At 68.8% G+C, this 14,986-nt stretch carries 16 protein-coding genes; 7 read left to right on the forward strand and 9 right to left on the reverse strand.

Going from position 1 to position 14,986, the window contains the following annotated elements; genetic code table 11:
• The first annotated feature begins 52 nt into the window (after window positions 1–52).
• Window positions 53–934, forward strand: coding sequence for a nuclear transport factor 2 family protein (locus DMH01_RS02320; RefSeq protein WP_125673464.1), 882 nt, complete (start codon window positions 53–55; stop codon window positions 932–934).
• A gap of 120 nt (window positions 935–1,054) precedes the next feature.
• On the forward strand, window positions 1,055–1,387 hold the full coding sequence (locus tag DMH01_RS02325) for a hypothetical protein (protein WP_125673465.1): 333 nt from the start codon (window positions 1,055–1,057) through the stop codon (window positions 1,385–1,387).
• A gap of 13 nt (window positions 1,388–1,400) precedes the next feature.
• Here DMH01_RS02325 and DMH01_RS02330 read toward each other — a convergent pair whose 3' ends face one another.
• Complete coding sequence (locus DMH01_RS02330) at window positions 1,401–2,381, reverse strand: helix-turn-helix domain-containing protein (RefSeq protein WP_125673466.1); 981 nt, start codon at window positions 2,379–2,381, stop codon at window positions 1,401–1,403.
• A 117-nt stretch (window positions 2,382–2,498) separates the two neighbouring features.
• On the opposite strand from DMH01_RS02330, the gene DMH01_RS02335 reads away from it, so the two are divergent.
• Together DMH01_RS02335 and DMH01_RS02340 are read left to right on the forward strand one after the other, a co-directional pair.
• Window positions 2,499–2,963 carry a hypothetical protein gene (locus DMH01_RS02335; RefSeq protein ID WP_125673467.1) on the forward strand — a complete coding sequence of 155 codons (465 nt, stop codon included), beginning with the start codon at window positions 2,499–2,501 and terminating at the stop codon, window positions 2,961–2,963.
• Window positions 2,964–3,006: 43 nt separating this feature from the next.
• Window positions 3,007–4,017 (forward strand): hypothetical protein, encoded by a 1,011-nt coding sequence (locus DMH01_RS02340; RefSeq protein WP_125673468.1) that lies wholly within the window; start codon window positions 3,007–3,009, stop codon window positions 4,015–4,017.
• Between the two features lie 7 nt (window positions 4,018–4,024).
• Here DMH01_RS02340 and DMH01_RS02345 read toward each other — a convergent pair whose 3' ends face one another.
• The 4 genes from DMH01_RS02345 to DMH01_RS02360 all read right to left on the reverse strand — a co-directional run bounded on the left by DMH01_RS02345 (window position 4,025) and on the right by DMH01_RS02360 (window position 7,792).
• Entirely contained in the window at window positions 4,025–4,288 is a 264-nt protein-coding gene (locus tag DMH01_RS02345) for a DUF397 domain-containing protein (protein ID WP_125673469.1), read from the reverse strand.
• A gap of 75 nt (window positions 4,289–4,363) precedes the next feature.
• Window positions 4,364–5,377, reverse strand: a complete 1,014-nt coding sequence (gene ilvC / locus DMH01_RS02350; RefSeq protein ID WP_016336537.1) for a ketol-acid reductoisomerase — start codon at window positions 5,375–5,377, stop codon at window positions 4,364–4,366.
• Between the two features lie 37 nt (window positions 5,378–5,414).
• Window positions 5,415–5,921, reverse strand: a complete 507-nt coding sequence (gene ilvN, locus DMH01_RS02355) for an acetolactate synthase small subunit (protein ID WP_076162709.1) — start codon at window positions 5,919–5,921, stop codon at window positions 5,415–5,417.
• Entirely contained in the window at window positions 5,918–7,792 is a 1,875-nt protein-coding gene (locus DMH01_RS02360; RefSeq protein WP_125673470.1) for an acetolactate synthase large subunit, read from the reverse strand. Before DMH01_RS02360 ends, ilvN begins: the two co-directional genes overlap by 4 nt.
• Window positions 7,793–8,113: 321 nt before the next feature.
• On the opposite strand from DMH01_RS02360, the gene DMH01_RS02365 reads away from it, so the two are divergent.
• Window positions 8,114–8,572, forward strand: coding sequence for a PH domain-containing protein (locus DMH01_RS02365; RefSeq protein WP_125673471.1), 459 nt, complete (start codon window positions 8,114–8,116; stop codon window positions 8,570–8,572).
• Window positions 8,573–8,635: 63 nt separating this feature from the next.
• Window positions 8,636–10,480: a dihydroxy-acid dehydratase gene (gene ilvD / locus DMH01_RS02370; protein ID WP_125673472.1), complete on the forward strand. Its 1,845-nt coding sequence runs from the start codon at window positions 8,636–8,638 to the stop codon at window positions 10,478–10,480.
• A gap of 81 nt (window positions 10,481–10,561) precedes the next feature.
• Here ilvD and DMH01_RS02375 read toward each other — a convergent pair whose 3' ends face one another.
• The 3 genes from DMH01_RS02375 to DMH01_RS02385 form a co-directional block, all read right to left on the reverse strand.
• Entirely contained in the window at window positions 10,562–11,104 is a 543-nt protein-coding gene (locus tag DMH01_RS02375; RefSeq protein ID WP_125674289.1) for a DoxX family protein, read from the reverse strand.
• A 77-nt stretch (window positions 11,105–11,181) separates the two neighbouring features.
• Window positions 11,182–12,006 (reverse strand): DUF72 domain-containing protein, encoded by an 825-nt coding sequence (locus DMH01_RS02380; protein ID WP_125674290.1) that lies wholly within the window; start codon window positions 12,004–12,006, stop codon window positions 11,182–11,184.
• A 32-nt stretch (window positions 12,007–12,038) separates the two neighbouring features.
• Complete coding sequence (locus DMH01_RS02385) at window positions 12,039–12,944, reverse strand: 2-hydroxyacid dehydrogenase (protein WP_125673473.1); 906 nt, start codon at window positions 12,942–12,944, stop codon at window positions 12,039–12,041.
• Between the two features lie 62 nt (window positions 12,945–13,006).
• Here DMH01_RS02385 and DMH01_RS02390 point away from each other — a divergent pair, with 62 nt between their 5' ends.
• Entirely contained in the window at window positions 13,007–14,230 is a 1,224-nt protein-coding gene (locus DMH01_RS02390; protein WP_125673474.1) for a sorbosone dehydrogenase family protein, read from the forward strand.
• A gap of 7 nt (window positions 14,231–14,237) precedes the next feature.
• Here DMH01_RS02390 and DMH01_RS02395 read toward each other — a convergent pair whose 3' ends face one another.
• Window positions 14,238–14,933, reverse strand: a complete 696-nt coding sequence (locus tag DMH01_RS02395) for a cupin (protein WP_125673475.1) — start codon at window positions 14,931–14,933, stop codon at window positions 14,238–14,240.
• Window positions 14,934–14,986: the final 53 nt, after the last annotated feature.

Consider the following 14,986-nt stretch of genomic DNA (forward strand, 5'->3'; position numbering starts at 1 on the left):
TATCGTCAAATGCGGACTACAGACTCCGCTTATGTCTGACTGGGAGAACCTCATGACCACACCCCGCGACGTTTTCGACGAGCTTTCCGCGCACATCACCGCTCGGCGCTGGGAAGAGATCTTCGCGCTCTACGCGGAGGACGCCGTCGTCGAAAACCCGCAACGCCCGCCGGTGCCTGCCAGGTACGAGGGCCGCCAAACCCTCCGTAAGAACTTCGGCGGCGGACTGAACGTGCGCATGGACAGGTCGGATGTCCTGATTCACGGGACAACCGACCCGGAGGTGATCATCGCCGAGTACCGCAACGTCGGCGAGGCACTGGACACCGGGAAGTCCTTCGACATCGCCAACATCCAAGTCCTCCGCGTGCGCGACGGGCTCATCGCCCACTCTCGCGACTACCACGACTACCTGCGCCTCATCGCGGCACAGGATGGTCTGGACGACCTGAAGAAGAGCTTCGAAACCGCGGAACGGGAACTCACGCCGGTTCCCCCACGCCCGGCGTCGACGGCGGATCCGAGGAGCCCACGCGGCGTCTTCGAGCGGCTCGCCTACGGTGTCGCGGACGGCGATTGGGCCGGGCTACCGGATCTCTACGCCGAGGAAACCCATGTCACGCACCCGTTTCTGCCCGGGGCGGAGGCCCTGAAGACCAGGGAAGACCTGCGGGAACATTTCAAGTTCGGCGAACAGGGCAAGGTCCGGTTCCAGGTCCGGGATCTCGTGCTCCACGAGACCCTCGACCCGGAGGTCGTGATCGGCGAATTCGATTACCAGGGAACGGCGGGCGACAGCGCGGAATTCAGGCTTTCCAACATCTTCGTGCTGCGTGTGCGTGACGGGCTGATCGTCGAATCGCGTGACTACGCCGACCATCTCGCCATCGCGGCCGCGACCGGACGGCTCGGCGAACTGTTCGCGCGCCGCTAAGGCGGGAATGGCGCCATCCGGGTGATCGTGCTTGCCGGACGGCAACGACCGCGTCGGCGAGCGCGTGAACCCGATGGCGAGTTCGGATCCGCCGGATCTCGCCACCCCGAGGGAGGACTGATGACGAGCATCCGGTTGAAAACGCGCGGAGGGTTCGCGGCGGCGGTGATGGCGATCGCCGCGGGCTCGCTGGTGTCGATGGCACCGGCCGTTTCCGCGTCGACCCAGGCCATCCCGCCCGACTGCAAGGTGTGGCGGAGTACGGGCTCCTGGGCGGTTTCGTCGAAGTGCACCCAACGCGCGCACCGAGCCGCGGCGGAGTGCCGTACGTATACCCAGCCCTCCTACCGGTGGTACTTCGGCCCGTGGGCGAACAAGAACGAGGAATCGAAGGTGAACTGCCCCCAGGACACCACGAATCTGCGAGGAATGAGCGTGGACTACCCGGACTGATCAAGGGCGAAGACTAGTCGCGGGCTTCCAGCAGGCCCGCCGCCCGCGCGGTCCGCTGGTACAGCACATAGCGCCCGTCTCTGACCTTGGTGACGAGACGGGCGCGGTGCAGCGCGCCGAGATGGTAGGAGACGGTGCCAGGGGTGTATCCGAGCCGGACGGCGAGTTCCGCCGTGGACCGGGCGGTTTCGAGATCCGCCAGGATGGCCGCCCGGGCGTTGCCGACCACTTGCGCGAGGGTTCCGGACCTGCGGTCCCGGCCGGTTCCGACCCGCTGGGCGGGGTAGTAGAGGACGAGCTGCCCGGGGGTGTCGACCTGGATGATGACGTCGGGCCAGTTGAGCACGCCGGGTGCGAGGACCAGGTCCCGGCCGGTGCCGTCGATTTCGCCGTCCCACGTCTTCTCGATGGTGACCGCGTCGCCGGTCCAGGCGATGTCGGGGTGGAGCGTTCCGAGCATCCGGCCGACGCCGTGGGCGGCGATACCCGTCGCGCGATGGGCGATGTCCTGATCGAGGATCGAGCGCAGGTCGGGCCAGCCCTCGGAGAGGGTGTCCCGCCAGAACCGGGCGAGACCGTTGGCGAGACGTCGCTGCATCCGTCCCGATTCGGCGATCCGGCGGGTCTCGGCCTCCAGCGGCCTGCTCCAGTGGGTCCGGGTGTAGTGGAAGACCTGGCTTTCGAGGTCGTCCTGCGCGACCGCCTCGATCCGGGCGATCTGTTCGTCGAGCAGGTCGCGGCGCTGCGTGTCCGTGCCCGGCTGCGGGGTGAGCAGGTCGGGCGTGTAGGTGTCGCCGTCCCGCGGCAACAGGTCCGCGAGCAGGGCGACGTCCGGATGGGCGAGTGACGCGCGGGCGAGTGGTCCGGGGTCGCCGAACACCGGGTGCCGTCCCGACGCGGCGGTGAGTTTCAGCCACGCCAGGGATTCCGCCGCGGGGGAAGGGGAAAACCGCGTTCTGGACACCGTATCGGCGTCGACACGCAACGTGAGCACCGGGCCGACGCTAGCAGTCTTCGCGATGGATTTGAACGGGCTCGAATCCTTTCCGGTGCGGGGCCTGCCCGGGGTTGAGTGGTGTCTCCGAACAAAACGAACCGGGGAGTGATCGTCATGGACACAACGAAGGCGAAGAGCCGCTTGAGAAAGGTCGGTGCCGCCGTCGCCGCGGTCGCGTCGGCGGGCGGGATGGTCTTCGCGGCGACACCCGCCACCGCCGCCGACTACCCCACCAGCAAGTTCCGGATCGAGGTCGGCGAGAGCTACTACATCGGCACGGTCACCTGGTACAACCGGTCGGTCGGCGTCAACGGGGCGTTCAAGGCCTCCGGTTGCCGACGGGTCTACGCGGAGGCCAGGGCGGGCACGAGATGGCTGGGCTGGCAGAGCTCCAGCACCTGGTGCGACGAATCCGGGCCGGCGCCCCTCACCGTCAGCGCGGACATCGACGGCGGGGCCACCAAGGTCTACGTCTGGATGACCACCGAAGACCCCGCCAAAGGCCTCGAATACTTCACCTGCTTCCGCACCTTGAGCGCTTGCGCCGGTCCTTCCGTGGGAACGCCGCCGGACAACTGACCGATCGGAACCGCACCGAGAAGCACCGACAAGGAGGGTCCACTTGAACGTCCGTTCCCTGGCCACGACAGCGGTTTTCGCGCTGATCGCCTGCCTGCTGGCCGCCACCCCCGCGCAAGCGGCGACATTCGTCACCTTCACCCCGCAAACGATCTCGGTGCCCAAACAGGTCCGGCCTGTCGTGCACAGCGTCACTCCCGTAGGCACCGTCTCGCTGGACATGACCGCCACGCAGACCGCATACGTGGTCTCGAAGATGCGGGTCAACGGCGCCACCATCCGCAGCCTCTTCGACAACGAAATCGTCTGCCAGGGCCCGGGCGGCTGGAGCAAGAACATGGTGATCGGGCAGAACGTCTACGACACGAACTCGGGCTCCCCGAACCAGGACGTGACGCTCTACACCCGCTTCCTCGTCCATCCCGGCGTCGAGGGCAGGGTCACCTGCACCGCGAACGTGCGGGGCAACTCGCTCAGCTCGACCAGTGACGCCACCTACCGCTTGGTCAGCGGGTACCTCACGTTCGCCGACACCTCGGTCACCAACGCCACCGACGGGCAACCGGTGCAGTCCAGCGTGAGCTCGGGAGTCCGTGGTCTCCACACCGATTCCCCGAAGGTGTGGGAGCCCAAGCTCGACTACTTCACCCTCCCGTCGACCGTGCAGGGCCTCAACGTGGTGGGCGACGTCGAGCTCCAGGTCTGCCTACGGGGCATCACCTGCGACGAATACAAGTCCACACAGGTGAAGTTCACGCTTTTCGTCAACCAGTGGAAGGCGGACGGCACACTCTGCAAGACCGACGACAGCATCCAGGTCACGCATGAGGTGCCGTACTGGGTGCACCACAAGTACGTGCCGCTCAACAAAGCGGACTTCGCCGTGAGCAAGGCGCCGGGCTGCGTCCCCCGGTTCAACGCCTACGTCAAGGCCGAGTGGCTGGGCGGCGAGGCCGCCGGCATCCAGGGAACGGCCACCGGACTCACCGACTCGGAAGGCTCGGCCACCACGCACGACTCCGACATGAGTCACGCGTACGTCCTGCCCTACTGATCCGGGTTCAGGCGGGAAGGTCGAATTCGCCGTCCCGCACGCCTTTCACGAAGGCGTCCCATTCGGTCGGCGTGAACACGAGGACATGGCCGTCCGGATCCGACGCCTGGCGCATGGCGGTATAGGTGACGCCGTCGGTGTGCGGGACCAGCGCGTACTCGGCGCGGTCTTCGAGGTTCGCGCCTTCCGGTTCCGCCCGGATCCACACCGCGTCGCTCAGGTCCAGATCGGGCCTGACATGAGCCTTGTCGTCCACCGGCTGCTCACTCATGGTGTCCACGCTATCGCTTTCCGATACGCAAAACGAAGGGGCCCTTCGCGATGAAGGGCCCCTTCGTGGTGACAACTAGGCGGTCTCGGTGATCGGCCGGTCCACCCACGACATCAGGTCGCGCAGCTTCTTGCCGGTCTCCTCGATCGGGTGCTGGTTGCCCTGCTCCTCGAGCTTGGTGAAGTTCGGCCGCCCGGCCTCGTCCTCGGCGACCCATTCGCGGGCGAAGGTGCCGTCCTGGATCTCGCCGAGGATCTTCTTCATCTCTTCCTTGACCGCCGGCGAGATGACGCGCGGGCCGCGGGTCAGGTCGCCGTACTCGGCGGTGTCGGAGATCGAGTAGCGCTGACGCGCGATGCCGCCCTCGTACATGAGGTCGACGATCAGCTTCAGCTCGTGCAGCACCTCGAAGTAGGCGATCTCCGGGGCGTAGCCGGCCTCGGTGAGCACCTCGAAACCGGTCTGCACCAGAGCGGAGGCGCCACCGCAGAGGACGGCCTGCTCGCCGAAGAGGTCGGTCTCGGTCTCCTCGGTGAAGGTCGTCTTGATGACACCGGCGCGGGCGCCACCGATGGCGGCCGCGTAGGAGAGCGCGAGCGCCTGCGCGTTGCCGGAGGCGTCCTGCTCGACCGCGATGAGCGCCGGGACGCCCTTGCCGTCGACGAACTGGCGGCGGACCAGGTGGCCGGGGCCCTTCGGCGCGACCATGGCGACGTCCACATTGGACGGCGGCTTGATCAGGTCGTAGCGGATGTTGAAGCCGTGGCCGAAGAACAGCGCGTCGCCGTCCTTGAGGTTCGGCGCGATGTCCTGCTCGTAGATGAAGCGCTGCTTGGTGTCCGGCGCGAGGATCATGATCAGGTCGGCTTCGGCGCTGGCCTCGGCCGGGGTGAGCACGCGGAGCCCCTGCTCCTCGGCCTTGGCCCGCGACTTCGAGCCCTCGGGCAGACCGATGCGGACATCGACGCCGGAGTCGCGCAGGCTCAGCGAGTGCGCGTGACCCTGGCTGCCGTAGCCGATCACGGCGACCTTGCGACCCTGGATGATCGAAAGGTCCGCGTCGTCGTCGTAAAAGATTTCCACTGCCATGAGGGGTACTACTTCCTTTCCTGACTTACAAAGATTTTTATCGAGCGGAGGTGGCGGTGATGGACCGGGCGCCCCGGCCGACCGCGACCATTCCGGACTGGACCAGTTCGCGGATGCCATAGGGCTCCAGCATCCGCAGCAGGGCACCGATCTTGTCCGAGGTCCCGGTGGCCTCGACGGTGAGCGCCTCGGGCGACACGTCCACCACTTTCGCGCGGAAAAGCTGGACTGTCTCGAGGACCTGGCTGCGCACGGTGGCGTCGGCCCGGACCTTGACCAGCAGCAGTTCACGCTGCACGGCTGTGGACTTTTCCAATTCCACGATCTTGATGACGTTGACCAGCTTGTTGAGCTGTTTGGTCACCTGTTCGAGCGGTAGCTCTTCGACGGCGACCACGATCGTCATCCGGGACACCTCGGGATTCTCCGTGGGCCCGACGGCGAGGGATTCGATGTTGAAACCACGCCGGGAGAACAGTCCGGAAACCCGCGCGAGGACACCGGGCTTGTTCTCGACCAGAACGCTCAGGGTGTGCACGCTCATCGGGCGTCTCCTTCTGTGGCGGCGTTCAGCTCCGCCTCGGCGGCGACCTCGTCGTCGTCGAAGAGCGGGCGGATCCCGCGCACGGCCATGATTTCGTCGTTACCGGTGCCCGCGGCCACCATGGGCCACACCTGGGCATCCTTCCCCACCACGAAATCGATCACGACGGGGCGGTCGTTGATCTCCATGGCACGCCGGATGGTGGCGTCGACGTCCTCCTTGGTCTCGCAGCGGAGCCCGGCGCAGCCGAGCGCCTCCGCCAGCAGGGTGAAGTCGGGGATGCGGTGCTTGTGGGTACCGAGATCGGTGTTGGAGTACCGCTCGGAGTAGAAGAGGTTCTGCCACTGGCGGACCATGCCCAGGTTGCCGTTGTTGATGACGGCGACCTTGATCGGCGCGCCTTCGATGGCGCAGGTGGCCAGTTCCTGGTTCGTCATCTGGAAACAGCCGTCGCCGTCGATGGCCCAGACCTGCTTGTCCGGCACGCCGAACTTGGCGCCCATCGCGGCGGGGACGGCGAAGCCCATCGTGCCGAGACCGCCGGAGTTGATCCAGGTGCGCGGGTTCTCGTACTTCACGAACTGCGCGGCCCACATCTGGTGCTGGCCGACGCCCGCGGTGTAGACCGCGTCCGGGCCGACGAGCGAACCGATGCGTTCGATGACGTACTGCGGGGAAAGCGTCCCGTCGTCGGGCCACTCGTAACCGGCCGGGTAGTCGTCACGCCAGGCGCTCGCCTGCGTCCACCAGTCCTTCAGGTCCGGCTTCGCGGACTTGTCGGTCTCGGCGCGGACGGCCTCGATCAGCTCGGTGATGATCTCCGCGCAGTCGCCGACGATCGGCACGTCCGCCTTGCGGTTCTTGGAGATCTCGGCCGGGTCGATGTCGGCGTGGACGATCGCGGCGTCCGGCGCGAACGACGACAGCTGCCCGGTGACGCGGTCGTCGAAGCGGGCGCCGAGGGCGATCAGCAGATCCGCCCGCTGCATCGCGGCGACCGCGGCGACCGAACCGTGCATACCCGGCATGCCGAGGTGCTGCGGGTGCGAGTCGGGGAACGCGCCGCGTGCCATCAGCGTGGTGACGACGGGGATCCCGGTCAGCTCGGCCAGTTCCATCAGCTGACGCGAGGCGTCGGCCTTGATCACGCCGCCGCCGACGTAGAGGACCGGGCGACGCGACTTGCTGATCAGCCGGGCGGCCTCGCGGACCTGCTTGCCGTGCGGGCGCAGCGTGGGCCGGTAGCCCGGCAGCCGCAGCTCGGTCGGCCAGGAGAAGGAGGTCATCTCCTGCAGGACGTCCTTGGGGATGTCCACCAGGACCGGGCCGGGGCGGCCGGTCGAGGCGAGGTGGAAGGCCTCCGCGATGGTGCGCGGGATGTCGGCCGGGTCGGTGACCAGGAAGTTGTGCTTGGTGATCGGCATCGTGATGCCGCAGATGTCGGCTTCCTGGAAGGCGTCCGTGCCGATCAGCGCGCGGGACTGCTGCCCGGTGATGGCGACGACCGGGACCGAGTCCATGTTCGCGTCGGCCAGCGGGGTGACCAGGTTGGTCGCACCGGGACCCGAGGTGGCCATGCACACGCCGACCTTGCCGGTGGCCTGCGCGTACCCGGTGGCGGCGTGGCCGGCGCCCTGTTCGTGGCGGACCAGGACGTGGCGGACCTTCGTCGAGTCGAGCAGCGGGTCGTACGCCGGGAGAATGGTGCCGCCCGGAATACCGAACACGACCTCCGCGCCCACCGACTCGAGCGAGCGGACGAGCGACTGCGCGCCCGTGACCCGCACCGGGGTCCCGGCGGGCGGCGCCGGCTTGGGTCGGGCACCGGAGGTACCGGAGTTCGCTTCAGCTCGCGAGGTGGCACTAGTCATCGCTGTTTGCCTCGTCTTGTCTAGTCACTCGTTCGGGTATTCATTGGCTGGTCGGGCAAGTGAAATTGTTCCAGGCAACAAAAAACCCCCGCCGACCGGAGTGGTCGCACGAGGGTCGCGCGTCGACGCAGCGGAGACTTCCCTAAGCGTCGACGCGCTGGGGAAGTACGAGGCCGGTCTGCGTTGTCACGAGAGTGAAGCTAGCCGGTCGCCGTCAAGAGTGTCAACTCTGCGGGACGGCGATTCCGCATGCTGGACACCATCGGTGCGTCGCGCGACCCGCGTTCGGGGCCTTCGAGGCGGCGGTGCACCATCTTTGACGTGGCAGAAGAAAAGCAGCAGGAACAGGCGAACGAGGACCGCAAGGCCGTCTTCAAAATCCCGAACACGGCGTTGCTGGCGATCGCTTTCCTCGTCGTTTGTGTGACGCCTGTCGCGTTCGGCGACGTGCCGTATCTCCAGTGGCTCTATCTCTTCCCGATCGCGCTGGCGGTGTTCGTCATCCGGACCCGCACGACCGCGACGGCCAAGGGGCTGGAGGTCCGCACGATGTTCGGGCGGCGGGACCTGCCGTGGACCTCGCTCAAGGGCCTCGCCATCACCGACAAGGCGAAGGTGCAGGCGGTGCTGAAGGACGAGACCAAGATCCCCCTTCCCGCCGTGCGCACCCGTCATCTGCCGGTGATTTCGCTGGTCAGCGCGGGCCACATGGCCGATCCGTCCGGGCTGACCGACGACGTCGCCAAGGCTCCGGAAAAGAGCGACGATTCCGGGGAGTAGGATTGGTAGGACCAGTTTGGCGCTCGTTCGCCCTGGTCCCCATCCCGAACCTTGGAGTCAGCCGTGCCTCAACTCCGTTCCCGGACCACCACCCACGGCCGCAACGCGGCGGGCGCCCGCTCGCTCTGGCGCGCCACCGGAATGACCGACAGCGACTTCGGCAAGCCGATCGTCGCCATCGCGAACTCCTACACCCAGTTCGTGCCGGGGCACGTGCACCTCAAGGATCTCGGCGAGATCGTGGCCGGCGCGGTGAAGGAGGCCGGCGGGGTCGCCCGCGAGTTCCACACGATCGCCGTCGACGACGGGATCGCCATGGGGCACAGCGGAATGCTCTACTCGCTGCCCTCGCGCGAGATCATCGCCGACTCCGTCGAGTACATGGTGAACGCGCACCAGGCCGACGCGCTGGTCTGCATCTCCAACTGCGACAAGATCACCCCGGGCATGCTGAACGCGGCCATGCGGCTGAACATCCCCGTGGTGTTCGTCTCCGGTGGGCCGATGGAGGCCGGGAAGGCCGTGGTCGTCGGCGGGGTCGCGCAGGCGCCGACCGACCTGATCACCGCGATCGCCGCGTCGGCCAGCAGCGAGGTCGACGAGGACGGGCTGTCCATTGTGGAACGTTCCGCCTGCCCGACCTGCGGTTCGTGCTCGGGCATGTTCACCGCGAACTCGATGAACTGCCTCACCGAGGCGCTCGGGCTCTCCCTGCCGGGCAACGGTTCGACCCTCGCCACGCACGCCGCCCGCAAGGCGCTCTTCGAAGACGCCGGGCGCACGGTCGTCGAGTTGTGCAAGCGCTGGTACGAGCGGGATGACGAGTCCGCGCTCCCGCGCTCGATCGCGACGAAGAAGGCGTTCGAGAACGCGATGGCCCTCGACATGGCGATGGGCGGTTCGACCAACACGGTGCTGCACATCCTCGCCGCCGCGCAGGAGGGCGAGGTCGACTTCACCATCGACGACATCGACGCCATCGGCCGCCGTGTGCCGTGCCTGTCGAAGGTCGCGCCGAACTCGGACTACCACATGGAGGACGTCCACCGCGCCGGCGGAATCCCGGCCATCCTGGGCGAACTGCACCGCGGCGGCCTGCTGAACACCGACGTCCACTCCGTGCACTCGCCGGATCTCGAGTCCTGGCTGTCCACTTGGGACATCCGCGCGAAGGAACCGTCGGAGCGCGCGATCGAGCTGTTCCACGCGGCGCCGGGCGGGGTCCGCACCACCGAGGCGTTCTCCACCGAGAACCGCTGGTCCTCTTTGGACACCGACGCCGCGGACGGCTGCATCCACGACGTCGAGCACGCGTACACCAAGGACGGCGGGCTCGCGATCCTGCGCGGCAACCTCGCCGAGAACGGCGCCGTCATCAAGTCGGCGGGTATCGACGAGGAACTCTGGCACTTCGAGGGCCCGGCCCGGGTGCTGGAAAGCCAGGAGGAGGCGGTTTCGGCCATCCTCAAGAAGGAGATCCAGCCCGGTGAGGTGCTGGTGATCCGCTACGAAGGCCCGGCGGGCGGCCCCGGTATGCAGGAGATGCTGCACCCGACGGCGTTCCTCAAGGGCTCGGGGCTCGGCAAGAAGTGCGCGCTGATCACCGACGGCCGGTTCTCCGGTGGCTCGTCGGGCATCTCGGTCGGGCACATCTCGCCCGAGGCCGCCGCGGGCGGGACGATCGGCCTGGTCCAGAACGGCGACCGGATCCTGCTCGACGTCCACGAACGCCGTCTCGAACTGCTCGTCGACGAGGACGTCCTCGCCGAGCGGCGCGCGAAGATGGAGGCGAGCGAGCGGCCGTGGCAGCCGGTCTCGCGGGACCGGAAGGTCACCGCCGCGCTGCGGGCCTACGCGCGGATGGCGACGTCGGCCGACACCGGCGCCGTCCGCGACCCGAACAAGTAGCACGCATCGAGAGGACTAAATGCGCCCTTCGCTCGCTCCCCGTGGGGCGGGGACTAGCGCATTTAGTCCTCTCAATGCGGGTCAGCGGCAGAGGACGATCACCACGACCGAAGCCGCCGCCGTCAGCAGCAACCCGATCAGCCCGAACGAGAGCGGCCGCTTCCGCCACGGGGTGTTGACGTCCAGCGCGATCCGCCCGGAACCCGCGAGCAGCACGGTCAGCGAGGCCGCGGCCAGCAGGAGCTCGAACTCGAAGCCCTGCCCCTGCTTCTGGAAGAACCCGCCGCCGAACTTGACGTAGACGATATTCGCGCAGACCCCGAGGAGCGCCGCGGCACCGACCGGGGTGAACAGGCCCACCAGCACGAGCGCGCCGCCGACCACCTCGCTGATCCCGGTGATCCACGAAAGCAGCGTGGTCTGGCTGGTGTACCCGAAGCCGCCGAGCACCTTGGCGAAACCGCCGACCCCGGGCCCGCCGAAAGCGCCGAAGAGATGCTGGAGCCCGTGCGCGCCCATGGTCACGCCGAGCACCACTCGCAGGACGAGCAGACCGAGGTCGATCCCGCCCCTGGTCTCCACCGGGGCCGGGCCGTTGTCGGGCTCGGCCACGTCCGAGATCATGCTGGTCTGGTAGTCATCGCTCACGCGCGAAGGGTAGGCGAAACCGGCCCGTCAGGCGACCGAACCGCCGGACCGGCTCAGAACAGGGTCGCGGGTTCGACCGGTTCGGGCTCGGGCAGCGGGACGAGACCGGGCACCAGGGCGCGCACGTCGTCGTGGAACCGGCGGGCGAGCGCCGGGGCGTCGTCGTTGTCGGGAGTGTGCACGAAGACCGTCGGCGACCGGCCGCCCCGCAGCCACCCGGCGACCACCTCGGTCCACGGCTCCCATCCCCGCGCGGTCTCCTCGGCCGAATCCCGGCCGAGGTAGCGGACGATCGGCCGGTCGGTCAGCGCCCGCGTCCGCCGCGGCAGCCGGGGTTTCTTGGCCCAGGCGTCCTGTTCGGCCTCGCTGACCGGCGGGCGCGCGAAGAAGACCGTGGTGTCGAACGGCACCCACTCGGTGCCCGCGTCGGCGAGGGTCCTCTCCAGCAGCGACGTCGCATGGGTGTCGGTGTAGAACGCCGGGTGACGCACCTCGACGGCGCGCCGGAGGCCGGCCGGGAGACGACGCAGGAAGCGGCCGAGGGCGTCGGCGTCCGGCGGCCCGAACGAGCCGGGCAGCTGGGTCCACAGGACCGCCCGGTCGCCGAGCGGTTCGACCGCCTCCAGGAACGCCCGCATCTCGGTCTCGACACCGGCGAGCCGCCGCTCGTGCGTGACGACCTTGGGCAGCTTGACCACGAACCGGAAACCGGCGCCGGTCTGCCGCGCCCACGCCGCGACGGTGTCCCTGGCGGGCGTCGCGTAGAAGGTGGTGTTGCCCTCGACCGCGTTGCACCAGCCGGCGTACGCCCGCAGGCGCTCCCCGGCAGGCAGCGACTTCGGGACGAACCGCCCGGCCCACGCCTTGTGCGTCCACATCGCGCAACCGACATGAAGATTCGCCACGATGCTCAGTATTCGCCGTGGACCAGGTTCTTCGGCAGCTCCCCACCCAAATAGTGGCTCAGTTCCCGGACCGCCACCGCGTAGGCACGCTGTCGTCTCCCGCTCACCGAGCCCGCGACGTGCGGTGTCAGCAGCAGTCCCGGACAGTCCCACAGCGGGTGCCCGTCGGGCAGCGGCTCCGGGTCGGTCACGTCGAGCGCGGCGCGCAGCCGTCCCGACGCGAGTTCCGCGACGAGCGCGTCGGTGACCACGACCGGCCCCCGCGAGACGTTCACGAGGATCGCGTCGTCCGGCATCGCGGCCAGGAACTCCGCGTCGACCATGCCGCGCGTGTGCTGTGTGAGCGGCACCATGAGCACCGTGACGTCGTGGTCGGGCAGCAGGGCGGGCAGTTCGTCGGTGCCGTGGACACCCTCGCGAGCGCTCGCGCCCACCATCGTGCAGCGCACGTCGAACGTCTCCAGCCGTCGACGCAGATGCCTGCCGAGGTCGCCCGCGCCGATGATGAGGACCCGCTTGCCCTGCAGGGTGTCGGTGGTCCGCCGTTCCCAGTGCTTCCGCCGCAGGCCTTCGGCGAAGCCGTCGAGACCGCGGTAGATCGCCAGCAGTACCGCGACGACCCACTCGGCCGAGCTTCCGCCGTGCGCGCCGCGGCAGGTCGAGAGCAGGACGCCGTCCGGCACCTTGCCGATCCAGTCCTCGGCACCGGCCAGCAGCAACTGCACGAGTTTGACGTTCGGCAACTCCCGCCAGAGCTCGTCGCTGGGCCGGTCACCGGTCACGAGGACCTCGGCCTCGGCGGCTTCGGCGGGCGCCGGTTCCCCGTGGCGGTACACCACCGGACGCACGCCCTCGATCTCCGAAAGCGCGGCCACTCCCTCTTCGTCGGGCACGAGAACGGTGACAGTCATGATCACCACGGTATCGAGAGGCTCTTACCCGTGGCTCACGCACGCCCACCTAGGCTTGCCCTGTGCGTACCCGGTACCGGCGGAAATGGACCGCGCCGCTGGCCATGCTGGCCTGCGGCGCGCTGATGCTCTCCGGCTGCGCCGACTTCGACAACACCGCCGCCGGACAGAAGTTCACCCCGGTCAACCCGCCGTCCCCCGAGGTCCCGCCGCAGGTCGGGCCCGGCGGTGAAGCGGGCGACTCCGGCCCCGGCCGCGGCAACGGGCGTAACCAGACGCCGACGCCGGTCCCGCCGCCGCAGGGCTGCAAGGACTTCGACAAGGCCGTCATCGCGACCTGCCTGGACACCGTCGCCGCCGTGGCCGCGATCCCCGGCGACGGCACCGCGCCCAGCGCGCTCGCGGGCGAACGCAAGAGCGGCCGGATCCTGCTCGCCGCCGCGGAGAAGGACCCCGCCGACTGGGCGACCGTCCCCGTGGACGGCTCCGGCGACGGCGGCCTCACCTCGCTGGCCCTCTCCCCCGGCTTCGCCGAAGACCAGCTCGTCTTCGCCTACATCACCACCCCGACCGACAACCGGGTCGTCCGGCTGGCGAAGGGCCAGTCGCCGAAACCGGTGCTGACCGGCATCCCCAAGGGAGCCACCGGCAACCGCGGCGCGATCGGCACCGACGCCAAGGGCGCGCTCCTGGTCGCCACCGGCGACGCGGGCAACGCCGGACTCGCGGCCGACCCCGCGTCGCTCGCCGGGAAGGTGCTGCGCATCGACACCTCGGGCAAACCGGCGGCGGGCAACCCCACACCGGGTTCGGCGGTCTTCTCGACCGGCGTGCACTCCCCCGGCGGGATCTGCCGCGACCAGACCGGCTCCCGCGTATGGCTGACCGACAGGCTGGCTGACAAGGACGTCCTGTACCGGCTTCGCGGCGGCCAGCCGCTGACCACCCCGGCCTGGAGCTGGACCGACAAGCCCGGCGTGGCGGGCTGCGCGGATTTCGTCGGCGCCACCGGCTATCTCACGGTCACGACGTCGATCGCGGGCAACCTGCAGAACCTGCCGGTCACCCCGGACGGCGCGGTGACCGGCAAGCCGAACGTCTTCATGGACGGCAAGGTCGGCAAGCCGCCGAAGACCTTCGGCAGGCTGTCCGCGATGAGCATGGTCAATCCGCAGATCGCGCTCGCCGGGACGGTCAACAAGGACGGCGGCACCCCGGTTTCGAGCGACGACCGCGTCGTCATCATCACGCCGTCGGCCAGCTCCGGCGGGGGCGGCAAGGACTGAGCGCGGCTCAGGAGTCCACGCGGTATTCCGTCCGCCGCCCGCACATCCCGTAACCGTCCACTTCGGACGGGCCGGTGACCCGGACCCCGGACCGTTCGAGGTGGCTCGCGTCGCCGTTCGCCAGCGCTTCCAGGTGTTCCCCGGTCAACTCGGCGGCGGCCAGGGCACCGGCGCGCCACCGCGGGATCCAGGCGTAGACCTTCGGCGCGGACAGCGCGACGGCCGCGCGGTGGAAGTCCCTCAGCGGGCCGGGATCTCCCGCGACGAGCGCGTCCCGGATCGGCAGGTAGCCCTCGATCGCGAGATCGCGACGACGGCGGGCCGCGTCGTCGTCCTCCGGCATCGCGGCGGCCTCCGCGTACGCGGCCGGGTCGGCGAGGATCGACGGCGGGAACGTGAAGACGGCGTCGCCCGCTTCGGGCAACCCGCTGTTCTGCATGAGCACGGTGATCCGCAGGTCTTCGCGCTGCACCATCCGGTGGACCGTGCCGGGCGCGAACCACGCGACGACACCGGGTTCGAGTTCGGTCTCCCGGTAGCCGCCGACGTCGAGCGTCTGCACCGCGCCGCGTCCGCCGGTGACGACGTAGGCCTCGGTGCAGGCGAGGTGCAGATGCGGGCTGCCGCCGCACACCCCGTCCGCGGCCTCCCATTCGTAGGCGCACAGATGGGAGAGGCCGATGCCTCCGGGAAGGGGGAACATTGGGTGACCTCCTCAAGAAAGCGCTTTCTCACGGTATCCCCACGCATCCCGAG

Origin of the sequence: Amycolatopsis sp. WAC 04182 (assembly GCF_003947465.1) — a bacterium.
Lineage (GTDB): Bacteria > Actinomycetota > Actinomycetes > Mycobacteriales > Pseudonocardiaceae > Amycolatopsis.